The 23,285-nt window shown below is 58.6% G+C and carries 21 protein-coding genes and 4 tRNA genes; 17 read left to right on the top strand and 8 right to left on the bottom strand.

From position 1 onward, the window contains the following. Positions 1-27 precede the first annotated feature (27 nt). Positions 28-777: a TerC family protein gene (locus NE357_RS18145; protein ID WP_169431022.1), complete on the top strand. Its 750-nt coding sequence runs from the start codon at positions 28-30 to the stop codon at positions 775-777. Between the two features lie 73 nt (positions 778-850). Here NE357_RS18145 and NE357_RS18140 read toward each other — a convergent pair whose 3' ends face one another. Continuing rightward, a complete protein-coding gene (locus NE357_RS18140) occupies positions 851-1,018 on the bottom strand; it encodes a hypothetical protein (protein WP_169431021.1) in 168 nt (55 codons plus the stop codon). Positions 1,019-1,249: 231 nt separating this feature from the next. On the opposite strand from NE357_RS18140, the gene NE357_RS18135 reads away from it, so the two are divergent. Further along, positions 1,250-1,921: a peptidase C39 family protein gene (locus NE357_RS18135; protein ID WP_169431020.1), complete on the top strand. Its 672-nt coding sequence runs from the start codon at positions 1,250-1,252 to the stop codon at positions 1,919-1,921. A 96-nt stretch (positions 1,922-2,017) separates the two neighbouring features. Continuing rightward, complete coding sequence (locus NE357_RS18130; protein ID WP_169431019.1) at positions 2,018-2,224, top strand: hypothetical protein; 207 nt, start codon at positions 2,018-2,020, stop codon at positions 2,222-2,224. A gap of 54 nt (positions 2,225-2,278) precedes the next feature. On the opposite strand, the gene pbpG is transcribed toward NE357_RS18130, so the two are convergent. Next, positions 2,279-3,217, bottom strand: coding sequence for a D-alanyl-D-alanine endopeptidase (gene pbpG / locus NE357_RS18125; protein ID WP_119428003.1), 939 nt, complete (start codon positions 3,215-3,217; stop codon positions 2,279-2,281). 228 nt (positions 3,218-3,445) lie between these two features. Then, positions 3,446-4,300 (bottom strand): bifunctional methylenetetrahydrofolate dehydrogenase/methenyltetrahydrofolate cyclohydrolase FolD, encoded by an 855-nt coding sequence (folD, locus tag NE357_RS18120; RefSeq protein ID WP_085712473.1) that lies wholly within the window; start codon positions 4,298-4,300, stop codon positions 3,446-3,448. 274 nt (positions 4,301-4,574) lie between these two features. Between folD and NE357_RS18115 the strand changes: the two genes are divergently transcribed. From NE357_RS18115 to NE357_RS18065, 11 genes are all read left to right on the top strand, one after another. Next, positions 4,575-4,651: transfer RNA gene (locus NE357_RS18115), tRNA-Arg, on the top strand. A 32-nt stretch (positions 4,652-4,683) separates the two neighbouring features. Beyond that, positions 4,684-4,759 (top strand) — tRNA-His (locus tag NE357_RS18110). A gap of 58 nt (positions 4,760-4,817) precedes the next feature. Next, positions 4,818-4,902, top strand: a tRNA-Leu gene (locus tag NE357_RS18105). Between the two features lie 76 nt (positions 4,903-4,978). Beyond that, positions 4,979-5,054, top strand: a tRNA-His gene (locus NE357_RS18100). A gap of 402 nt (positions 5,055-5,456) precedes the next feature. Beyond that, positions 5,457-6,767 (top strand): trigger factor, encoded by a 1,311-nt coding sequence (tig, locus tag NE357_RS18095; RefSeq protein WP_169431018.1) that lies wholly within the window; start codon positions 5,457-5,459, stop codon positions 6,765-6,767. Positions 6,768-6,859: 92 nt separating this feature from the next. Then, on the top strand, positions 6,860-7,495 hold the full coding sequence (clpP, locus tag NE357_RS18090; RefSeq protein ID WP_053161532.1) for an ATP-dependent Clp endopeptidase proteolytic subunit ClpP: 636 nt from the start codon (positions 6,860-6,862) through the stop codon (positions 7,493-7,495). Between the two features lie 112 nt (positions 7,496-7,607). Next, complete coding sequence (clpX, locus tag NE357_RS18085; protein ID WP_016775335.1) at positions 7,608-8,891, top strand: ATP-dependent Clp protease ATP-binding subunit ClpX; 1,284 nt, start codon at positions 7,608-7,610, stop codon at positions 8,889-8,891. A gap of 163 nt (positions 8,892-9,054) precedes the next feature. Next, the gene (gene lon / locus NE357_RS18080) at positions 9,055-11,451 is read left to right on the top strand and encodes an endopeptidase La (RefSeq protein ID WP_169431017.1); all 2,397 of its coding nucleotides are present in this window, start codon (positions 9,055-9,057) and stop codon (positions 11,449-11,451) included. Between the two features lie 148 nt (positions 11,452-11,599). After that, positions 11,600-11,872, top strand: a complete 273-nt coding sequence (locus NE357_RS18075; RefSeq protein WP_002552737.1) for an HU family DNA-binding protein — start codon at positions 11,600-11,602, stop codon at positions 11,870-11,872. Between the two features lie 232 nt (positions 11,873-12,104). Then, positions 12,105-13,976 (top strand): SurA N-terminal domain-containing protein, encoded by a 1,872-nt coding sequence (locus tag NE357_RS18070; protein ID WP_169431016.1) that lies wholly within the window; start codon positions 12,105-12,107, stop codon positions 13,974-13,976. Between the two features lie 226 nt (positions 13,977-14,202). Beyond that, entirely contained in the window at positions 14,203-15,084 is an 882-nt protein-coding gene (locus tag NE357_RS18065) for a DUF2242 domain-containing protein (RefSeq protein ID WP_169431015.1), read from the top strand. Positions 15,085-15,372: 288 nt separating this feature from the next. Here NE357_RS18065 and NE357_RS18060 read toward each other — a convergent pair whose 3' ends face one another. Continuing rightward, positions 15,373-16,413: an AraC family transcriptional regulator gene (locus NE357_RS18060; RefSeq protein ID WP_169431014.1), complete on the bottom strand. Its 1,041-nt coding sequence runs from the start codon at positions 16,411-16,413 to the stop codon at positions 15,373-15,375. Between the two features lie 3 nt (positions 16,414-16,416). After that, entirely contained in the window at positions 16,417-17,547 is a 1,131-nt protein-coding gene (locus tag NE357_RS18055) for a carbon-nitrogen hydrolase family protein (protein ID WP_169431013.1), read from the bottom strand. 205 nt (positions 17,548-17,752) lie between these two features. On the opposite strand from NE357_RS18055, the gene NE357_RS18050 reads away from it, so the two are divergent. Continuing rightward, positions 17,753-19,789 (top strand): NADPH-dependent 2,4-dienoyl-CoA reductase, encoded by a 2,037-nt coding sequence (locus NE357_RS18050; RefSeq protein WP_169431012.1) that lies wholly within the window; start codon positions 17,753-17,755, stop codon positions 19,787-19,789. 41 nt (positions 19,790-19,830) lie between these two features. Further along, entirely contained in the window at positions 19,831-20,739 is a 909-nt protein-coding gene (locus NE357_RS18045; protein WP_169431011.1) for a 1-aminocyclopropane-1-carboxylate deaminase/D-cysteine desulfhydrase, read from the top strand. On the opposite strand, the gene NE357_RS18040 is transcribed toward NE357_RS18045, so the two are convergent. Beyond that, positions 20,736-21,290, bottom strand: a complete 555-nt coding sequence (locus tag NE357_RS18040) for a cytochrome b (RefSeq protein WP_169431010.1) — start codon at positions 21,288-21,290, stop codon at positions 20,736-20,738. The two genes, NE357_RS18045 and NE357_RS18040, sit on opposite strands and share 4 nt — an antisense overlap. Before the next feature lie 270 nt (positions 21,291-21,560). Continuing rightward, a complete protein-coding gene (locus tag NE357_RS18035) occupies positions 21,561-21,983 on the bottom strand; it encodes a hypothetical protein (RefSeq protein ID WP_169431009.1) in 423 nt (140 codons plus the stop codon). On the opposite strand from NE357_RS18035, the gene NE357_RS18030 reads away from it, so the two are divergent. Continuing rightward, positions 21,976-22,302 carry a hypothetical protein gene (locus NE357_RS18030; RefSeq protein ID WP_169431008.1) on the top strand — a complete coding sequence of 109 codons (327 nt, stop codon included), beginning with the start codon at positions 21,976-21,978 and terminating at the stop codon, positions 22,300-22,302. The genes NE357_RS18035 and NE357_RS18030 overlap by 8 nt on opposite strands. A 112-nt stretch (positions 22,303-22,414) precedes the next feature. On the opposite strand, the gene phnX is transcribed toward NE357_RS18030, so the two are convergent. Then, on the bottom strand, positions 22,415-23,242 hold the full coding sequence (gene phnX, locus NE357_RS18025) for a phosphonoacetaldehyde hydrolase (RefSeq protein ID WP_169431007.1): 828 nt from the start codon (positions 23,240-23,242) through the stop codon (positions 22,415-22,417). Between the last annotated feature and the right edge of the window lie 43 nt (positions 23,243-23,285).

Here is a 23,285-nt window from a genome sequence, read left to right as displayed (position 1 = left end):
TCGTCTTACAAGAGTCAGGACTGACCCATGGAATACCTGTTAGAACTCGCTTCCAGCCCGACGGCCTGGATTGCTTTGGCCACACTGGTGGTGATGGAAATCGTGCTCGGCATCGATAACCTGATCTTCATCTCGATCCTGACCAACAAGCTGCCCGAACAGTACCGGCAGAAAGCCCGCCGTCTGGGTATCGGCATGGCGCTGATCATGCGTCTGGCCCTGTTGAGCACCATCGCGTTCATCGTGCAGTTGACCGAGCCTGTCATCGAGATCCTTGGTCAGGCGTTCTCCTGGAAGGACATGATCCTGATCGCCGGTGGCCTGTTCCTGGTGTGGAAAGCGACGACCGAGATCCATCACAGCATGGACCCGGTGCCTGACGATCCGAAGTCGGCGACCTCGACAGTGACCCTGGGTTTTGCCGCCGCCATCGGGCAGATCCTGATGCTGGACATGGTGTTCTCGATCGACAGCATCATTACCGCTGTCGGCATGACCGAACACTTGCCGATCATGGTGATCGCGGTGGTGGTTTCGGTACTGGTGATGCTGTTTGCGGCTGACCCGCTGGCGAAGTTCATCAACGATAACCCGTCGGTGGTGATGCTGGCCCTGGGCTTCCTGATCATGATCGGCATGACGCTGATCGCCGAAGGCTTCGGTGCCCACGTGCCGAAAGGTTATGTGTATGCCGCCATGGTGTTCTCGGCCGCGATTGAGGTGTTGAACATGATGTCCCGTCGGGCGAAGCAGAAGAAGCTGGCTGCCCAGGCGTAACCGCTGAAAAATCGAAGGCCGCGTGACTGGCAAGAGTCGCGCGGCCTTTTTTGTTTGAATCGATTGAAAGAAGTCAGTGCGCAGTGGCGTGACGGGCGTTGTGTTTTTCGATCTTCCTGGTCGGTGCAGGCTGCACAGGGTGGTGATGGCGGCGGGAAATACGCAGCACACCCCACAGCATGGCGGCGGCTACGGCCAGCCAGCCGGCAATCAACATCACAATGGTCATGGTCAGGCTCATCGGTGCCTCCTCTTTGCCCTGCGTCGGGCGCTTACTCTTTTGCTGTCTATCGAGTGACAGTCTAGTCGCTGGCGTGTTTCAGCCTATTGACCAAAGGTCGGTGGTGACCAATCACTTCGCTCTATGCAATCGATGCATCTGCCTCTTTGGGCTATACCGCAGCGTTGCGCCGTCCTATGATCCTCGACCACGCCGGAACACGATGACCGGTAACTGATCAAGAGAGTGACGATGGTGCAGCTATTTTCCCGGATTCGCGCGGCCCTGCTGGTGGCCGGTTGTGTGACAGCGTTGGTGGGGTGTGCAGGCAGTGTGGCGCCGGAAGTCCAGCGTCTGCCGGAACGGGTCGAGCTCAGCGGCACCTTCTATAGGGGCGAAGCCAATCAGAGCGGGCCACAGGTGCTGGCCAGCCTGCTGTCGCAGCAAGGCATCGTGATCACCCCCGGGCTGTTGGAAAAACCTCTGCACCTGCCGGGTGCCGAGGACAAGCTTCAGCAGAACATGCAGAACCTTGCCCGCGAATACGGCATGGTCGTATACCCGGTAGATGCCCGCTTGCCGGCGCTGCTGACCCAGGTGGCGGCGGGGTATCCGGTGATGGTGCGTTTCAGTGAAGGATCGGCGTTCTGGGCAGAACCGCGTTACGCGATCCTTTCCGGCTATGACCGCAAGAAGCAGAAGGTTCTCCTGCGCGCGGGGATGAACCGCCGTGAACTGATGAGTTTCAGTGCTTTTGAATCAGCGCTCGAGAAGTCGGGGGGCTGGGCGGTATTGATTCAGAAACCGACCCAGATCCCGGCGTCCGTCGATCGGCAGCGCTGGTTGAAAGCCGCCGACGAACTGGCGCAGGCCGGCCAGGAGCGTGAAGCCGCGCAAGCGCGCAAGGCATTGGGAGCGCAGTGAGAGTCCGTTCGTCCCCTGCCGGGCACCCGGGAACGGGGCTGCGCTCTTAAAGGTAACGCCCGATTATTCGGGTGATTACCCGAATGAGAGGTGCGTATGAGTACGGATTCGAGCTTTGACGACCATAAACCGGACAGTGTGCCGACCACGCCGGAGCCTGACGTGGATCCGGTGCTCGATCCGGACAGTCCCCTGCGTGATCCGCTGGCGCGTCCTGCGGTAGTGACCCCGGAGCATCGCCCCGACCCCTGTGCTGGTGACGGCATTCCCGATGATGATCAGATGCCGCTGCCCAACGACTGAACCGGCAGACGTAAAAAAGCCCCGAATGTTCGGGGCTTTTTCTTGTGTCGCGGGTTACTTGGAGGCTTCGACCACGCCGCTCTGGCGACCCTTGAGGTTCTTCTCGGCCTTGTACTGCTGGGCCACCGCCGGAACGTTGGTGCTCCGGCCGGTTTCCATCCAGCTGCGGATACGGCTGGCATCGGCGAAGTGGGTGTATTTGCCGAATGCATCGAGAATCACCAACGCAACCGGGCGATTGCTCATTCGCGTCACGAGCACCAGGCAGTGGCCGGCGGGATTGGTGAAGCCGGTCTTGGTGATCTTGATGTCCCAGTCAGCCTTGTTCACCAAGTGGTCGGTGTTGCGGAAACCCAGGGTGTAATTGGGTTTGCGGAACGAGACGGTCTTTTCCTTGGTGGTGGTGAGTTCGGTCAGGATCGGATGCTTTTGCGCAGCCATCAGCAATTTGCTCAGGTCGCGGGCGGTGGAAACGTTGCGCTCCGACAGACCGGTCGGTTCCACAAAGTGGGTGCTGGTCATGCCCAGCGCCTTGGCCTTGGCGTTCATCGCTGCGATGAAGGCTGCATAACCGCCGGGATAGTGATGGGCGAGGCTCGCGGCGGCGCGGTTCTCCGAGGACATCAGGGCGATCAGCAGCATCTCGCGGCGCGGCAGTTCGCTGCGCAGTTTGACCCGGGAAAACACGCCTTTCATTTCCGGGGTGTGGCTGATGTCGACGTCAATCCATTCGTCCATGTTCTGGTGGGCTTCAACCACGACCAGACCGGTCATCAACTTGCTGACGGAAGCGATCGGTACGATCACGTCCGGATTGCTGGAGTAGATGACTTTGTTGGTCTGCAGATCCATCAGCAGAGCGCTGCCGGAGGCAATCTTCAACTGTGAAGCGTCTCGGGGAGCAGCGGTGGTTTCGGCGGCGTTGACCGTTGGCGTGAGGAGCGTGCCTGAAAATGCAAAAACCAGGCTCAGGATGGACAGACGAATATTCACGCGGGCGAACTCATGAAGGTTGGATATGCCGTTTTTTGTAACGGACTGTGTCGTAAAACGACGCATTCTAGGAGTATGGCTGAAGATCTGTCGATGGTTGTTTGAAGGGCATGAAAAAGTCGTGAAAAGCCCTGTAAAAATAGGGGTTTCCGGCGAACGGTAAAGGTTTATTCGAGGATATGAAAAACCCCGCACTGGGCGGGGTTCTCGGAGTGCGGAAAACGCGACTCAGGCGTGCAGGGTTTCTGCTGCGTAGAGGGTGTTTTCCAGCAGGCAGGCACGGGTCATCGGGCCGACGCCGCCCGGGACCGGAGTTATCCAGCCAGCGCGAGGCAGGGCGGTTTCGTACACGACGTCACCGACCAGTTTGCCGTCGTCCTGACGGTTGATGCCGACGTCGATCACGATCGCGCCTTCCTTGATCCACTCGCCCTTGACAAGGCCCGGCTTGCCGGCGGCCACCACCACCAGATCGGCGCGGCCGACGTGGCCGGCCAGGTCCTTGGTGAAGCGGTGGGTCACGGTCACGGTGCAGCCGGCCAACAGCAGTTCCATGGCCATCGGGCGACCGACGATGTTGGAAGCGCCGACGACCACTGCGTCCATACCGTAAAGATCGACACCGGTGCTTTCCAGCAGGGTCATGATGCCTTTCGGGGTGCAGGGGCGCAGCAGCGGAATGCGCTGGGCCAGGCGACCGACGTTATAAGGATGGAAACCGTCGACGTCCTTGTCGGGGCGGATGCGCTCCAACAGCTTGGACGCGTCCAGGTGCTCAGGCAGAGGAAGTTGAAGCAGAACGCCGTCGATTGCCGGGTCGTCGTTCAGTCGATCGATCAGATCGGTCAGTGCTTCCTGAGTGGTTTCGGAAGGCAGGTCATAGGCTTGGGAGAGGAAGCCGACCTCTTCACAGTCTTTACGCTTGTGCGAGACATAAACCTGAGAGGCAGGATCGCTGCCGACCAGGATCACCGCGAGGCCAGGAGTGCGCAAGCCTTGCTCGCGACGTTCGGCTACCCGTTGAGCGATCTGCTGGCGCAGGCTGGCGGCGATTGATTTGCCGTCGATTAGTTGTGCAGTCATTGCGCGTGATTAACCATCGAGAGGGGAAAAAAAGAGAACGCATTCTCGCATGTCAGACGGTGAGGGCAAAGGCGCTTGGTCAGCAAATTCCCCTAAGCCCTTTAATTAAATGAATTTTTTTCAAAAAGGATTTGACGACCTTCAGGGCTCTCTATACTATTCGTCGCACTTGTCGGGCACAGCCTAGCACTGGTTAAGAAGGTCGAGCGAAATCAACGTTTTGCGAGACTGGAAAGCACTTAGTTTGTAGTCCTCCAAGGGTACAGCTAACAAGGCGCCCGTAGCTCAGCTGGATAGAGCATCCGCCTTCTAAGCGGATGGTCGCAGGTTCGAGTCCTGCCGGGTGCGCCATTAGGCAGCATTGGCACAAGTAGCGCGATATGGTGGGCGTAGCTCAGTTGGTAGAGCACGGGATTGTGACTCCCGTTGTCGTGGGTTCGATCCCCATCGTCCACCCCATATTTCGAAAGGCGCCAGATGTAACAGTCTGGCGCCTTTGCTTTAAAAAGCTTCATCCGCGGATGTGGTGGAATTGGTAGACACACTGGATTTAGGTTCCAGCGCCGCGAGGCGTAAGAGTTCGAGTCTCTTCATCCGCACCAATCAAAGCTTCATTCATGCCGTTGGCCAGGTGAAGTTCTACAAAGAAGTTGTTTGGCTTCTTTGGCACGCAATATGGTGGGCGTAGCTCAGTTGGTAGAGCACGGGATTGTGACTCCCGTTGTCGTGGGTTCGATCCCCATCGTCCACCCCATATTTCGAAAAGGCGCCAGACTTAACAGTCTGGCGCCTTTTTTTGTTTTACGGTTTCGGGTTTTCGGCGACTGCCGGTTTCGGGTCGCAGGGCAGGGCGCTTCGTCGTATCAATGTTGCTCGATGATGCCGCGCTGCCCGCCAGCCTTGTTTGCAGGGCTGGCTGTCAGGGAGATGATTCAATCGCCTCTATATATAGAAGAGGTTGGTGCAGGGCCCTGGCTTGATTGGCTGTATTTGCTAACAGGGCGAGGCGCAACCGTTTGTCCCCGTCTTCAATTTGCCTGCTGTTTTTTTACCCGTTTTCAGTAGGGTGACTTCTTGAGTTTGACCTACTAGAATGCTTGCCCTTGATTCTTGGGTCGGAAACGGCCGGCTAACGTCTGTGCAACGAGGAATATCCATGCAAGTTTCTGTTGAAAATACTACTGCTCTTGAGCGCCGCATGAGCATCACCGTGCCGGCTGAGCGCATCGAGACTCAGGTCAACAAGCGTCTGCAGCAGACTGCCCAGAAGGCCAAGATTGCTGGCTTCCGTCCAGGCAAAGTGCCAATGAGCGAAATCAAGCGTCGTTTCGGTGCTGATGCGCGTCAGGAAGCGATCGGCGACGTGATCCAGTCCTCCTTCTACGAAGCTGTGGTTGAGCAGAAGCTGAACCCGGCCGGTTCGCCGTCGATCGAGCCTAAGTCGCTCGAAGCTGGCAAGGACCTGGAATACGTAGCCGTATTCGAAGTGTTCCCTGAGTTCACCGTTGCCGGCTTCGAAGGCATCACCGTTGAGCGTCTGAGCGCTGACGTGGCTGACGCCGATCTGGACAAGATGCTGGACATCCTGCGCAAGCAGAACACCCGTTTTGAAGTGGCCGATCGCGCTGCTCAGAACGAAGACCAACTGAACATCGATTTCGTTGGCAAGGTTGACGGCGAAGTATTCGCTGGCGGTTCCGCCAAGGGTACTCAGCTGGTGCTGGGTTCCGGCCGCATGATCCCTGGCTTCGAAGAAGGCCTGGTTGGCGCCAAGGCCGGCGAAGAGCGCGTTCTGAACCTGACCTTCCCAGAGGACTATCAGAATCTGGACCTGGCTGGCAAAGTCGCCGAGTTCACCGTGACCGTCAACACCGTTTCCGAGCCAAAACTGCCTGAGCTGAACGAAGAGTTCTTCGCTCAATTCGGCATCAAGGAAAGCGGCATCGACGGCTTCCGCACCGAAGTTCGCAAGAACATGGAGCGTGAACTGCGTCAGGCGATCAAATCCAAGGTCAAGAATCAGGTAATGGACGGTCTGCTGGCCACCAACCCGATCGAAGTGCCTAAGGCTCTGCTGTCCAACGAAGTCGACCGTCTGCGCGTTCAGGCTGTTCAGCAGTTTGGTGGCAACATCAAGCCTGACCAGCTGCCGGCCGAGCTGTTCGAAGAACAAGCCAAGCGTCGCGTTGTCCTGGGTCTGATCGTGGCTGAAGTGGTCAAGCAATTCGACCTGAAGCCAGACGAAGCCCGCGTTCGCGAAATGATCCAGGAAATGGCTTCGGCTTACCAAGAGCCTGAGCAGGTTGTGTCCTGGTACTACAAGAACGAGCAGCAACTGAACGAAGTCCGTTCGGTTGTGCTGGAAGAACAAGTTGTGGATACTGTTCTGCAGAAAGCTAGCGTGACCGACAAATCGGTCTCTTACGAAGAAGCGGTCAAGCCGGTAGAAGCTCCAAAAGCCGACTGATTGTTTCTGCGTTAGAAGCACACACCATAAGCCAGCCTTCGAGCTGGCTTATGCGTATTCAAGACATGACTATTTGGGAGTGACTGCAGAGCATGTTCCGTAATTCCTATATTCAGCAGAACTCTGATATCCAGGCCGCAGGCGGCCTGGTCCCGATGGTTGTCGAGCAGTCTGCTCGTGGCGAGCGCGCCTACGACATTTACTCGCGCCTGCTCAAGGAGCGAGTGATCTTTCTGGTGGGTCCGGTAGAGGACTACATGGCCAACCTGATCTGTGCGCAATTGCTGTTCCTTGAAGCGGAAAACCCGGACAAGGACATCCATCTTTATATCAACTCCCCGGGCGGCTCGGTGACAGCGGGTATGTCGATCTACGACACCATGCAGTTCATCAAGCCAAACGTATCGACTACCTGTATCGGTCAGGCGTGCAGCATGGGCGCGTTCCTGCTGACCGCAGGGGCTCCAGGCAAGCGTTACTGCCTGCCGAACTCGCGTGTGATGATTCACCAGCCACTGGGCGGTTTCCAGGGCCAGGCGTCGGACATCGAAATCCATGCCAAGGAAATCCTCTTCATTCGCGAGCGTCTGAACACGCTGATGGCCAAGCATAGCGGTCGCACGCTTGAAGAAATCGAGCGCGACACCAACCGCGACAACTTCATGAGTGCTGAAGCTGCGAAGGAATATGGCTTGATCGATGAAGTGATCAACCAGCGTCCAGCTTAAAATAAGCAGCTCAAAACAGGCCTGATCGGCTGGTCCGATCAGTGGCGGGCTTGAAAAAGCCCGCAATAGCCTTCATCTTGTGTTGCAAGCCTATCGGATTTGGATCGAACGAATGACTGACACCCGCAACGGCGAGGACAACGGCAAGCTGCTCTATTGCTCCTTCTGTGGCAAAAGCCAGCATGAAGTGCGCAAATTGATTGCCGGCCCCTCGGTCTTTATCTGCGACGAGTGCGTCGACCTGTGCAATGACATCATCCGTGAGGAGGTGCAGGAAGCACAGGCCGAAAGCAGCGCGCATAAATTGCCTTCGCCTAAAGAAATCAGCGGCATCCTTGACCAGTACGTCATTGGTCAGGAACGTGCCAAGAAGGTTCTCGCGGTAGCGGTGTACAACCACTACAAGCGCTTGAACCAGCGTGACAAAAAGGCTGACGACGTCGAACTCGGCAAGAGCAACATCCTGCTGATCGGCCCGACAGGCTCCGGTAAAACCCTGCTGGCCGAAACACTGGCCCGCCTCCTGAACGTTCCGTTCACCATCGCCGACGCAACCACCCTCACCGAGGCGGGTTATGTAGGTGAAGACGTCGAGAACATCATTCAGAAGCTGTTGCAGAAGTGCGATTACGACGTAGAGAAAGCCCAGATGGGCATTGTCTACATCGATGAAATCGACAAGATTTCGCGCAAGTCCGACAACCCGTCGATCACCCGGGACGTTTCCGGTGAAGGCGTGCAGCAGGCCTTGCTGAAGTTGATCGAAGGCACGGTCGCTTCCGTTCCGCCGCAAGGTGGCCGCAAGCATCCGCAGCAGGAATTCCTGCAGGTCGACACCCGTAACATCCTGTTCATCTGCGGTGGTGCGTTCTCCGGTCTGGAGAAAGTGATTCAGAACCGTTCCACCAAAGGTGGCATCGGTTTCAACGCGGAAGTGCGCAGCAAGGAAGAAGGCAAGAAAGTCGGTGAGTCCCTGCGTGAAGTCGAGCCTGACGATCTGGTCAAGTTCGGTCTGATCCCGGAATTCGTCGGTCGTCTGCCGGTCCTTGCGACGCTGGACGAGCTGGATGAGGCTGCATTGATGCAGATTCTCACCGAGCCGAAAAATGCCCTGACCAAACAGTACGCCAAGCTGTTCGAGATGGAAGGCGTGGATCTGGAATTCCGTTCAGACGCGCTGAAATCGGTCGCAAAACGTGCCCTGGAACGTAAAACCGGTGCCCGTGGCCTGCGTTCGATTCTCGAAGGTGTTCTGCTCGACACGATGTATGAAATCCCCTCGCAGTCCGAGGTGAGCAAAGTCGTGATCGATGAAAGCGTAATCGAAGGCAAGTCCAAGCCACTGTATATCTACGAAAACAGTGAGCCGACGGCCAAGGCAGCGCCGGACGCGTAAGTGTCCACCCTGCCGGAACAAAGAAGGGGCCTTCGGGCCTCTTTTTTTTTATGTCGTTTTTTACATCCGCTTTGCGCTTGTTTTTTTTCAAGGCAGCCCCCATCTTGGTTTCAAGCTTAATTCCATCTGATTACGGCCGTATGGCCGCCGTAGAGGCGAAATCATGAAGACCACCATCGAATTGCCTCTCCTGCCATTGCGTGATGTCGTTGTGTATCCGCACATGGTTATCCCGCTGTTCGTGGGGCGCGAGAAGTCCATCGAAGCCCTCGAGGCCGCGATGACGGGTGACAAGCAGATCCTGCTGCTGGCCCAGAGAAACCCGGCTGACGATGATCCCGGAGAAGATGCCCTCTATCGCGTAGGCACCATTGCCACGGTTCTGCAGCTTCTCAAGCTGCCCGATGGCACCGTCAAGGTTCTGGTCGAAGGCGAGCAGCGTGGCGCGGTCGAGCGCTTCAGCGAAGTCGACGGCCACTGTCGTGCCGAAGTGGCGTTGATCGACGAAGTCGATGCCGCCGAGCGCGAGTCCGAAGTGTTCGTGCGCACGCTGCTGTCGCAGTTCGAGCAATATGTCCAGTTGGGCAAGAAGGTCCCGGCTGAAGTCCTGTCGTCACTCAACAGCATCGATGAGCCAGGCCGTCTGGTAGACACCATGGCTGCGCACATGGCGCTGAAAATCGAGCAGAAGCAGGAAATCCTCGAAATCATCGATCTGGCTGCCCGGGTCGAGCACGTTCTGGCACTGCTGGATGCCGAAATCGACCTGCTGCAGGTCGAAAAACGCATCCGCGGCCGCGTCAAGAAACAAATGGAGCGCAGTCAGCGCGAGTACTACCTGAATGAGCAGATGAAGGCCATTCAGAAAGAGCTCGGTGACAGCGACGAAGGCCACAACGAAATCGAAGACCTGAAAAAGCGTATCGACGCTGCCGGTCTGCCGAAAGATGCCCTGGCCAAGGCCACCGCCGAGCTGAACAAGCTCAAGCAGATGTCACCGATGTCGGCCGAAGCCACCGTCGTGCGTTCTTACATCGACTGGCTGGTGCAGGTGCCGTGGAAGGCCCAGAGCAAGGTGCGTCTGGACCTGGCCCGTGCCGAAGACATTCTCGATGCCGATCACTACGGTCTGGAAGAGGTCAAGGAACGCATCCTTGAGTACCTCGCCGTGCAGAAACGTGTGAAAAAGATTCGTGGTCCGGTGTTGTGCCTGGTTGGTCCTCCGGGTGTGGGTAAAACCTCGCTGGCGGAGTCGATTGCCCACGCCACCAACCGTAAATTCGTGCGCATGGCCCTCGGTGGGGTGCGTGACGAAGCGGAAATCCGTGGTCACCGTCGGACTTACATCGGTTCGATGCCAGGAAGATTGATTCAAAAGATGACAAAGGTGGGCGTCCGTAACCCGCTGTTCCTGCTCGATGAAATCGACAAGATGGGCAGCGACATGCGTGGCGATCCGGCGTCGGCGTTGCTGGAAGTGCTCGATCCGGAGCAGAACCACAACTTCAACGATCACTATCTGGAAGTCGATTACGACCTGTCGGATGTGATGTTCCTGTGTACCTCGAACTCGATGAACATTCCGCCGGCGTTGCTCGACCGGATGGAAGTGATCCGTCTGCCGGGTTATACCGAAGACGAAAAGATCAACATCGCCGTCAAGTACCTGTCGCCAAAGCAGATTGCCGCCAACGGCCTGAAGAAGGGCGAGCTGGAATTCGACGAAGAAGCGATCCGTGACATCATCCGTTACTACACCCGCGAAGCTGGTGTGCGTGGCCTCGAGCGGCAGATTGCCAAGGTCTGCCGCAAGGCGGTCAAAGAGCATGCGCTGGAAAAACGCTTCTCGGTGAAAGTGACAGCTGATCTGCTGGAGCACTTCCTCGGCGTGCGCAAGTTCCGCTACGGTCTGGCCGAGCAGCAGGATCAGATCGGTCAGGTGACCGGCCTGGCCTGGACTCAGGTTGGTGGTGAATTGCTCACCATCGAAGCGGCCGTTGTGCCGGGCAAAGGGCAACTGATCAAGACCGGTTCGCTGGGTGATGTAATGGTCGAATCGATCACTGCCGCCCTGACCGTGGTGCGCAGCCGTGCCAAGAGCCTGGGCATTCCCCTGGACTTCCATGAGAAGCGCGACACGCACATCCACATGCCGGAAGGTGCTACGCCGAAAGACGGCCCTAGCGCCGGTGTAGGCATGTGTACCGCATTGGTGTCGGCGTTGACGGGTATTCCTGTGCGCGCCGACGTCGCCATGACCGGCGAGATCACCCTGCGTGGTCAAGTCCTCGCCATTGGCGGCCTGAAGGAAAAACTCCTGGCTGCACACCGTGGCGGAATCAAGGTCGTGATTATTCCGGAAGAGAACGTGCGTGATCTGAAGGAGATTCCTGACAATATCAAGCAGGATCTGCAGATTAAACCGGTTAAATGGATTGACGAGGTCCTGCAAATTGCGCTGCAATACGCGCCGGAGCCCTTGCCGGATGTGGCTCCGGAGATAGTTGCCAAGGACGAAAAACGTGAGTCTGACTCTAAGGAAAGAATTAGCACGCATTAGTACGCATTTGCCTGGGGGGCTTCCTTGACAGCTTTTTAGAGCCCTTGTTATAAAGCGGCTCTTAAGTGTCTGTAGGCCATTCAGCACTCGTTTTTGCTTTCACCAAAAAACTTAGAATCATACTCAAATAGATATAAGGGGACTTAGAGTGAACAAGTCGGAACTGATTGATGCTATCGCTGCATCCGCTGATATCCCGAAAGCTGCTGCTGGCCGTGCGCTGGACGCTGTAATCGAATCCGTCACTGGCGCTCTGAAGGCTGGCGACTCCGTAGTTCTGGTAGGTTTCGGTACGTTCTCGGTAACCGATCGTCCAGCTCGTATCGGTCGTAACCCACAGACCGGCAAGACTCTGGAAATCGCGGCTGCCAAGAAGCCAGGTTTCAAAGCCGGTAAAGCCCTGAAAGAAGCTGTCAACTAAGTTTGATTCAGGTTTTTACCCATCCGGGTCGGGGTCAAGCCTGACTTGGCAGCGGAGCGGTAGAGCAGGCAGTTTGGAATAATTGTCTGCTACGCCGGGATCGAGGGTTCGAGCCCTGTCCGCTCCGCCAGTTACGAGAAGGCGCATCCTCGGATGCGCCTTTCTTCTATCCGGATTCTACCCACGCTCCACGGTTGCCTAATTTTGAAGTTCAACCGTTTCTGGGGGACGCATGCTGCAGAATATCAGGGACAATTCACAAGGCTGGATTGCCAAGACCATTATCGGGGTCATCGTTGCACTGATGGCCCTGACCGGTTTCGATGCCATTTTCAAGGCCACGACTCACACCAACGAGGCGGCCAAGGTCAATGGTGAAGAAATCAGCCAGAACGAGCTGAGCCAGGCCGTTGACATGCAACGCCGTCAGCTGATGCAACAGCTGGGCAAGGACTTCGATGCTTCCTTGCTCGACGAAAAAATGCTGCGCGAATCGGCCCTCAAGGGTCTGATCGATCGCAAGCTGCTGCTGCAAGGCGCAGAAAAATCGAAGTTCGCTTTCTCCGAAGCGGCGCTGGATCAAGTGATCCTGCAAACGCCTGAGTTTCAGGTCGATGGCAAGTTCAGTTCCGACCGCTTTGACCAGGTGATCCGTCAACTGGGCTACAGCCGGATGCAATTTCGCCAGATGCTGGCTCAGGAAATGCTGATCGGTCAGCTGCGCGCCGGTGTGGCAGGCAGCGGCTTCGTCACCGACGCCCAGGTCCTGGCTTTCGCCCGCCTGGAAAAGCAGACCCGCGATTTCGCCTCGCTGAACATCAAGGCTGACCCGGCCGCCGTCAAGCTGACCGACGATGAGGTCAAGGCTTACTACGACGAGCACGCGAAGGAATTCATGACCCCGGATCAAGTGGTCATCGATTACCTCGAGCTGAAGAAGTCCTCGTTCTTCGATCAAGTTGCCGTCAAGGACGAAGACCTGCAGGCGGCATATCAGAAAGAAATTGCCAACCTGTCGGAACAGCGTCGTGCGGCGCACATTCTGATCGAAGTGAACGACAAGACCACCGAGGCCCAGGCCAAGGCGAAGATCGAGGAAGTTCAGGCACGTCTGGCCAAGGGCGAGAAATTCGAAGCGCTGGCCAAGGAGTTCTCGCAGGATCCGGGCTCGGCCAACAATGGCGGCGACCTGGGTTATGCCGGCCCTGGCGTGTACGATCCGGCCTTCGAGAAAGCCCTGTATTCGCTCTCCAAGGATCAAGTATCCGAGCCGGTTCGCACCGACTTCGGTTTCCACCTGATCAAGCTGCTGGGTATCGAAGCACCTGAGGTGCCGACCCTGGCCAGCCTGAAAGACAAGCTGACTCGCGAACTGAAAGCCCAGCAGGTCGAGCAGCGTTTCGTCGAGGCGACCAAGCAGCTGGAAGACTCCTCGTTCGAGGCGTCTGACCTGGCTCAGCCGGCGCAGGATCTGAAACTGACCGTGCACACCTCCAAGCCGTTCGGCCGTGAAGGTGGCGAAGGTGTTGCCGCCAACCGCGCCGTGGTCACGGCCGCGTTCAGCAACGAAGTGCTGGATGATGGTGCCAACAGCACCGCCATCGAACTGGATCCGGAAACCGTGATCGTGCTGCGCGCCAAGGAACACCTCAAGCCTGCACAACTGCCGCTGGAGGCTGTGGCGACTGCCATTCGCACCCAGTTGGCCAAAGAGCACGCCAGTGCGGCCGCCAAGACCAAGGCTGATGAGCTGATCACCAGCCTGCGTGAGGGCAAGACCCCGCTGGACAAGGCAATTGACAGTCAGAACTGGAAAGTCACCCAGGCCGCCACTCGCGCTCAGGAAGGTGTGGATCCTGTGGTGCTGCAAGCGCTGTTCCGCATGCCGAAGCCGGCCGCCAAGGACAAGCCGACTTTCAGCAGCGTGACACTGCCTGATGGCAGCCTGACCATCGTGCGTCTGAACGCTGTGAACGAAGCCGCTGCGCCGACCGATGAAGAGAAAGCGCAATACCGTCGCTTCCTCGCTTCTCGTGAAGGCCAGCAGGACTTCGCTGCATACCGCAAGCAGCTGGAAAGCGAAGCTGACATCAAGCGTTTCTGATGTCTGACTGAGCGACAAAAAATGAGCCCCGGATGAACATTCGGGGCTTTTTTTTGCCTATCAATCACTGGGTGACAGGATTTTCATCGACCATTGACCAGTTTGCCTTTTTCCCTGCACCCATGACCGGTAGAGTTGTAACTGTTTTAAGACACTAATCGGTAAGCCGCGGGGCAGCGATATGTTGCACAATACGCCCCGGACCGTTTTTCCCTCAGGATGTTTAATGTTGAATTCTATTTCCGTGCGTTTTTTCGGGTTGGCGTTGTTGCTGACCGCCGCTGCCGGCTGCTCCAAGGACAAACCTATCTACGAGCATGAGAACTTCGACGACTCCGGCACCTTCTCGCGCAACTATCCAGTCACCGATGCCGCCAGCTGCGAAGCGGCGCGCCGTGCGTTGCTCAGCCAGGGCTACATCATCACCAGCAGCGACCCGAAACTGGTCAGCGGACACAAGAGCTTCCAGCAGACCGGTGAAACCCACATGGAGATCAGCTTCAACGTGGTGTGCACCGATGACGGCAGCGCCGCGCACCACGCGACGGTGTTCGCCAACGCCCTGCAGGACCGTTACGCGCTGAAGAAGACCAACAACTCGGCCAGCCTCGGGGTTGGCGTGCTGGGCTCGGTATCGATGCCGATCGGCTCCTCTGACGACTCGATGGTGAAGGTGGCCAGCGAAACCGTGTCTTCGCAGAAGTTCTACGAGCGCTTCTTCACCCTGGTCGAGCTGTTCCTGCCGGCCGAAGCCAAGAAAGCCGCACACATCACCGAAAAGCCTAAAACCGACCTCGGCATGCCTGAAGCCAAGGCAACACCGGCAGCGCTGACTCCGACGCCGGCTGCTGAACCGACACCTGTCGCCGCACCTGCGGTGCCTGCCACACCTGCCGCGACTCCAGCCCCTGCCGCTGCGGAGCCGACTCCAGTCAGCTCGGAGCCGGTCGTTCCGCCAGCTGAAGCGGCACCGATCACTCCGGCACCGGGTTCAGAGCTGGTTCCAACACCTGGGCCGGCAACTGAAGTCATTACGCCACCGGCCAACCCGACCGACCTGCCGCCACCTTCCGAGCCGATCCCGGCCATGCCCGCCTCCGGGCAGTGATCTTCACGCCATGGATTCGACAACTGTCGGATCCATGGCGTTTTCATCGAAAAATCCCGCGATAAATTCCTGACTGCCTGCTACGTTTGTTGCATGAAGGCCGTGTTTCATTTTTCCTTCATGCGGGCACTTTATGCTCGGGGCACTGGTCGATTGTTTCAGGCCATTTTCAAGTTTGCGGTCAGGGGGATTACACGATGGATGACTATCAAGAAGAACTGCTTGAATTCCAGGCCTACGAGCTGGATTCACCGGAGCCTGCGGAAGACGCCACCGAGCTCTGACGCTTCAACCGGTCTTGCGGTGACTGCGGCGAAATTCGCCCGGTGTCTGGCCGTTCCAGCGCTTGAAGGCACGCTGGAAAGCTTCGGCCGAGGCAAAACCCAGCAGGTAGGCGATTTCACCGAACGCCAGTTCAGTGTCGCGGATGTAGGTCATCGCCAGATCACGGCGAGTATCGTTGAGGATGGCGCGGAACTGTGTGCCTTCCTCGGCCAGTTTTCGCCGTAACGTCCAGGTCGGCAGCTTCAGGCGCGCCGCCACTTCTTCCAGGTCCGGTTCGCGACCCCCATTGAGCAACGGCCCGAGCAATTGCGTGATGCGTTCACGCAGGCTGCGGGTGCGGGTCAGTTGTTCCAGTTCCCGTTCACACAGTTGCAGCAGATGTTTCCAGGTGCTGGGGCAGTGCTGTGGGTTGCGTTGGGCCAGGCTGGCGAGGCTCAGACGCAGTTGGTTGTGTTCGGCGCCGAACTGGATCGGGCACTCGCCGAGCACGGCGTAGGCGTCGCGGTAGTCAGGTGTGTCGAATTCGATCTCTATCCGTTCGGCGCGCAGCGGTTCGGGGCTGAGGCTGGACAACTGATGCAGCCAGCCGGCGATGATCGAGTCCACGACAAAGCGGTTGTAGGCGTTGTATGGGCTGATTGAGTAGAAGCGCAGCCAGGCTCCGCTGGCATCCTCGTGGAAACTCGACTGGCCGCGATAATTAGAGCCATACAACGGCTCGAAGCGCGTCAGGCAGCGGGCGGCTTCGCGCACGGTCGGGGCCTGCGCTGCCGTGACGCCGGCCAACCCCGCTTGGCTCAGACGACTGAGCTGGCCCATGCGCAGGCCGAGGGCCGGATCGCCAGTCAACTGGATCGCACCATGACCCAGGCGCATATAGCGCGGGATCGACAGGCGTGCGCCGGCCTCGGCCAGCCGCGCGGTGTCGAGCCCATATTGTTCAAGCAGCGGCTGCGGGTCGGCGTCATGGCTGCGCACGGCATCGGCCAGGCTATGGACGAAGCCCACTGACAGATCCCCGAGACGCATCGGCAGCGGTTTCATGGTTTACAGCCAGAGGTTCAGCAGACGTGCACCACGGGCTTCGCCGTCGGCGAACTGCTGGCCATTGCTGCTGAGGAAGCTCTGCCCGGAACTCGGTTTGTCCCAGAACTGCCCGCGCAAAAACACGCTCATGCCGGCAATCGCCCGGCTGCCCGGCGGTTGTGCCGTCAGGGTCAGGCGATGCCAGGCCTGGCCTTCGCTGACCTCTCCCGGTTTGAGGCTGACCGAGTCCGGCACGTTCAAGCCTCTATAGCCCTGCCAGGGTTGATCCCACACACCATGGCCGATGACGAACGCAGGCACCGCGATCAGTTGCGCGCCTTGCGCGTCGAGCTTGCGATAGTTGTCTGGATACCAGCTGTCGTTGCCGATCAGCACGCCGAGGCGTCCAGCGGGGGTGTCGACCACATTGATCTGTGAAGCCTCGCCAGTGCCGGTCGCGTCATCCTGATCGAAGATCGGGCGCATCTGCCGCTGAGGCTGGCCGAGCGGGGCACCGTCACGACCGAACACCACACTGGTGTTGTACAGCGCGCCGCTGCCGGTCTTGAGTCGCCCGTCGATAATGTTCGGCTCGGGCAGCACGATCGAACCGGCCACCAGGGTGATATGAAATTCTTTGGCCAGACCGCCGAACAGCAGTTGATAGTCCTTGGCCATGTCTCGGGATTTCATCCGCAGGTGGGCGTCATCCAGACGGTTGCTGCCCCTGGCGGTGAGCCAGGCGCGGGCAAACTGCAACGGGTTGCTGGCGGCCAGCCAGTTCATCGCTTCCTCGAGGGTGGGGGCCTGGTACAACTCGTCTTTTTCGCCGCTGATCATCAGCCAGGTGCCGACATGCTCGGGCAACACCACGATGGTTTTGTCATTGAGCAAACCCTGATCCTGCGCTTGCTGCAGATAGGCCGCGAGTTTGCGGTGCAGGCGTTCGGAACTTTGATAATCGGTGGGGAACAGTTCCGGCTGAATGCCCAGCAGGTTGCCACGATCGGCGCGGGTGCCCTGATCGACCGCCAGTTTGATCCGCAGGTCCGACAGGTAATGACCGGCCGGGCGGTCAGCCGCCCACATGGCGTAGAAGGTGAGCGCGGCGACGAGCGCCATGGAAAGGGTCAGGTACAAAAGTTTGCGCATGAAATCCAACAACAGCCGGGTACAGGGTGTGCGGACAGGGTAGGGCGCCAGCCCCGGCTTGCCAAGGGGCGCTGCGCATTTGGATCAATAACTTGTCAGTTCCGGTCATTGAGTGACAGCGATGCGACTCCTAATCTGTCGAACATGACTGACGGGGGACACAGAGCTCCCGCATTTTCCGTGATCGCTCGCTGTGGAGTTACCGATGACCGCCACTTACCCGCACCTGCTGGCCCCGCTGGACCTGGGATTCACCACGTTGCGCAACCGCACCCTGATGGGCTCGATGCACACCGGCCTTGAAGAGAAACCGGGTGGCTTCGAACGGATGGCGGCGTACTTCGCCGAACGCGCCCGTGGCGGCGTCGGCCTGATGGTGACGGGCGGTATCGGCCCGAACGACGAGGGTGGCGTGTACTCAGGCGCGGCCAAGCTGACCACCGAGGAAGAAGCGCTCAAGCACCGCATCGTCACCCGCGCCGTGCATGAAGCGGGCGGCAAGATCTGCATGCAGATCCTCCACGCCGGCCGTTATGCCTACAGCCCGAAACAGGTCGCACCGAGCGCGATCCAGGCGCCGATCAACCCGTTCAAGCCCAAAGAGCTGGACGAGGAAGGCATTGAAAAGCAGATCCGCGATTTCGTCACCTGCTCGGTACTGGCCCAGACTGCCGAGTACGACGGTGTGGAAATCATGGGCTCGGAAGGTTATTTCATTAACCAGTTCCTCGCGGCCCACACCAACCACCGCACCGACCGTTGGGGCGGCAGTTACGAAAACCGCATGCGCCTGCCGGTGGAAATCGTTCGCCGCGTACGTGAAGCGGTTGGCCCGAACTTCATCATCATCTTCCGCCTGTCGATGCTCGATCTGGTGGAAGGCGGCAGCACCTGGGAAGAAATCGTCACCCTGGCCAAAGCCATCGAGCAGGCTGGCGCAACCCTCATCAACACCGGTATCGGCTGGCACGAGGCGCGGATCCCGACCATCGCCACCAAAGTGCCGCGTGCGGCGTTCAGCAAGGTCACGGCCAAGCTGCGCGGATCGGTGAACATTCCGCTGATCACCACCAACCGCATCAACACCCCGGAAGTCGCCGAGCAGATTCTCGCTGAAGGCGATGCCGACATGGTTTCGATGGCGCGGCCGTTTCTCGCCGACCCGGATTTCGTCCGCAAAGCCGCTGAAGGCCGCGCCGACGAAATCAATACCTGCATCGGTTGCAACCAGGCCTGTCTCGATCACACCTTTGGCGGCAAGCTCACCAGCTGCCTGGTCAATCCGCGTGCCTGCCACGAGACCGAGCTCAACTACCTGCCGGTCCAGCAGATCAAGAAGATTGCCGTGGTCGGTGCCGGCCCTGCCGGTCTGTCCGCCGCAACCGTGGCCGCCGAGCGTGGGCATCAGGTGACGCTGTTCGATTCGGCCAGCGAGATCGGTGGTCAGTTCAACGTCGCCAAGCGTGTGCCGGGCAAGGAAGAGTTCTACGAAACCCTGCGTTACTTCAAACGCAAACTGCAGACCACCAACGTCGAGGTGTGCCTGAACACTCGCGTTGATGTGGCAAAACTGGTGGAAGGCGGTTACGACGAAGTCATTTTGGCCACCGGCATTGCGCCGCGCCTGCCGGCAATTCCGGGTGTCGAGAACGCCAAAGTGCTGAGCTATCTGGATGTGCTGCTCGAGCGCAAACCGGTAGGCAAGCGTGTGGCAGTGATCGGCGCCGGCGGTATCGGTTTTGACGTGTCGGAATTCCTCGTGCATGAAGGTGTGGCCACCAGTCAGGATCGCGCTGCGTTCTGGAAAGAGTGGGGCATCGACACGAATCTGGAAGCCCGTGGTGGCGTGGCCGGGATCAAGGCTGCCCCGCACGCGCCGGCCCGTGAGGTGTTCCTGCTGCAACGCAAGAAGTCCAAGGTCGGCGACGGTCTGGGCAAGACCACCGGCTGGATTCACCGCACCGGTCTGAAGAACAAGCAGGTGCAGATGCTCAACAGCGTCGAATACCTGAAGATCGACGACGAAGGCCTGCACATCCGCATCGGCGAAACCGGCGAGCCGCAAGTGTTGCCGGTGGACAACATCGTCATCTGCGCCGGCCAGGATCCGCTGCGCGAGCTGCACGACGGTCTGGTTGAAGCCGGGCAGAACGTGCACCTGATCGGCGGCGCCGATGTGGCGGCCGAGCTGGATGCCAAACGCGCGATCAATCAGGGTTCGCGTCTGGCCGCCGAGCTCTGATCCACCCTAGAATGCCGGCTCTTTTTACAGAGCCGGCATTCATGTTTCCGCCTCCCACCGACTGGCTGGCCCCAGCCCCTCTCGAACCGCTTCATCTGGACTGGCTCACTGCCGCCGGGGTTGAAGTGGCCATCCTGCGTCTGGACCGGATCGACCCGCTGATCAGCGGCAACAAGTGGTTCAAACTCGTTGAACACCTGAAAGCCGCCGACCGTGCGGGCGCCGAAGGCATCATCAGCCTGGGCGGCGCGCACTCCAATCACCTGCATGCACTGGCCGCGGCGGGTAAACGCTTGGGATTCACGACAGTCGGGCTGTTGCGCGGTCATCCGCAGGACACGCCGACGGTCAGGGATCTGCAGGATTTCGGCATGCAACTGCACTGGCTCGGTTACGGCGGTTATCGGGCGCGGTACGCGCCAGGGTTCTGGCAGCCGTGGCGGGCGCAATACCCGACGCTGCATCCGGTGCCTGAAGGGGGCGGCGGGTTGCCGGGTGCGCAGGGTTGCGCATCGTTGAAGGATCAGGTCAGTCAACAACTCGGCAAGCTCGGCTGGGACAACCATGACGGTTGGTGGCTGGCCTGTGGCACCGGCACGACGCTCGCGGGACTGGTGCTGGCAGAGGCGGGTGAACACTCGGTGTATGGCGCAATGGCCGTGCCCGACGATCACGGTGTCGCGGCCAACGTTGAAGCGATCGTCGGAGATCTCGGAGGCTACGAACTGATCGACGCCAGCCGTGGCGGCTTCGCCAAAATCGATGCGCCGTTGCTTGAATTCATCGCGCAGACCGAACAGGCCAGCGGCGTTCCCCTCGAACCGCTGTACACCGGCAAGGCCTTGCTCGCGCTCAAACAACACATCGAGGCGGGCCGTTTCAAGAGTGGAACGCGCCTGATCTTCATCCACACCGGCGGCTTGCAGGGCCGGCGTGGATTCGAAGGCTAGGTTTCGTTGCGCTTGGGCATCATCCGCAGCAACGTGTTATCGCCCACCACGTAATGGTGATACAGCCCCGCCAATGCATGCAGGCCGATCAGCCAGTAGCCGGCGTTGCCGATCAACACATGCCAGTGTTCGACCTGTTTGGCGAGGGCTTTATCTTCGTGCACCAGCAACGGCAGGTCGAAGCCGTAGAACATCACCTGATGGCCCTCGGCGCTGGTAATCAGCCAGCCAAGAATCGGCATGCTGATCATGAACAGGTACAGCGCCCAGTGCATCAGACGGGCCAGTACGGTCTGCCATTGCGGGGAAGCGGGGAAAATCTTCGGCGCCGGGCCGATGCTGCGGGCCAGCAGGCGAAACCACACCAGGACGAACACGGTCAGGCCGAGCATGTAATGCACTTCGCGGATCAGCGAGCGGCCGCCGCTGCCCTTGGGGAAGATGCCACGCAACTCCATGCTGGCGTACACCAGCACCAACAACACCAGCATCAACCAGTGCAACAGGACTGACACGGTGCTGTAGCGTGATTCGGAACTTGTCCACGGCATACGGTGTTTCCTCACGGATCAGGGTCGAAACGTGCCGTTCTTGAGCGACGGCATGCTGTAACTGTAATCGCGTTTAAGTATTTTTGCCCGGCGTCGAACAGTTTTTTTCCAGTCGTCCAGTAGTTGAATTACATCAAGCGTATCGGATGTATTTTTTGCTGAGTATTGGTCAGGTGTAAGGTTTTATTGTTTATGTTTTGTATTGGTGTGGGTTTGAGTGGTTTTAGCGAAGTGGTTAATGTCGTTGAGCAGCAGTCAGTATCGTTTGTGTCAGGTATTGAGTTGCGATAAAAATTTCAGGTTATTTAAAAAGGATTTGAATATGGCAGTCAGTATTATTCTGGATAAAAAGCAACAGCAACAAATGACCCGCAAGGCCATGGCAAAACGTCCGGTCTCGCGGCCATCGGTAAAGCCACCTGTCAAACCTCCTGTTACTCCGGTCAAGCCACCCGTGAAACCCCCGGTGACTCCAGTCAAGCCACCCGTGAAACCCCCGGTGACTCCGGTCAAGCCACCCGTGAAACCACCCGTGAAACCAGTCACTCCACCCGCCAAACCTTCATCGCCAAACAAGCCTGCTCCAGCCAAACCACCGGTAAAGCCTGCGCCACCGACCGGCAAACCGCCGGTAACGCCGGTCAAGCCACCTGTCAGTGTAAGGCCGCCCATGCCGTGGCCGACCTTGAACATCAATGTCGATCCTGTGGCATTGATCAATTTGCTCAGTGCAATGGGCGTGGCGAAAAATCCCGATGGTTCGATTTCGCTGAGCGATGGCAGCCTCGTCAATCCCGGGCAAACGGCAGTCACACGTCCCGACGGGATCATCCAGCACGTTGATGGCAGGGTGGAGCACCCTGACGGGCGCATCGTCTGGCCGGACGATACTGTTGAATACCCGGACGGGCGTATTGTCTGGGCCGATGGAACCGAGCAACTTGCCGATGGTTCTATCAAGTATCCGGACGGTCTTGCTTACGATGCGCAAGGTAACTTGCAGGAGCTGTAATCAGTAATAATTCGAAAGGGATTTTTGATATTTGTGCTTGTTGTCGGCAGGCATAAATAAATGCCGCCAACTTTTTAAAAAAGTTGGCGGCGTTCTTTTATATCAAATGAAATTATCCGTTCTGCGGCATCTCGCCATTGGCCAGACGCTTGTTGATGTCAGCGATCACTTCCGGCAGATCGCTGATGGTGTCGATCATGTAGTGCGGACGCGAGCCTTCGAACAGGGCGTGAATGCGCTTGCGTTCGCTGGCCAGGGCATCGCTGCCCAGTGCGCGATAGCCTTCGTAATCCAGGCCCAGCGCATTGCCGGAGCAGGTCAGTGCCACGGTCCACATCCCGGCGCGTCGGCCTTCGAGAATACCCGGCACGGTGTCGTCGATCTTCACGCAGGCGGCGACATCGTCGATGCCCAGCGCAATCACGTTGGCCAGCGCCTGGGCCGGCCATGGACGGCCGTTCGGCACTTCGTCGGTGGCCACGACGTGGTCGGCGATGTAGCCGTTGGTGGCGGCCAGTGCCACGACCTTGTCCATCACTTGCTTCGGATAGCCCGAGCAGGAACCGATCTTGATGCCTTGCTGGCGCAGGTTGGCGATGGTCTCCAGTGCGCCGGGAATCAGCGCCGAATGCTCGGCGATTTTCTCGATCTGCAACGGCATGAAGCGGTTGTAGATCGCGGTTACGTCATCGTCGGTCGGGGTGCGGCCGAACGCCTTGCGATAGCGCTCGGCAACCTGCGGCTGATCGCACAGGGTGCGGATGTGATCCCACTTGCCCATGCCCATCGGGCCACGGGCCTCCTCGATGGACACCTGGACGTCGAACTCGGCGAAGGCTTCGACAAAGATCTGGGTCGGCGCGAAGGAACCGAAGTCGACCACGGTGCCGGCCCAGTCGAGGATGGCGGCTTGCAGCTGGGTTGGGTTGTTGTAGTTCATGGAGAAATCCTGCAGGAATGAGTTGTTTTGGCGTTCGGTGTAC

The organism is Pseudomonas sp. G7(2022) (assembly GCF_052660475.1).
This window is presented reverse-complemented; position numbering and strand designations above follow the sequence as displayed.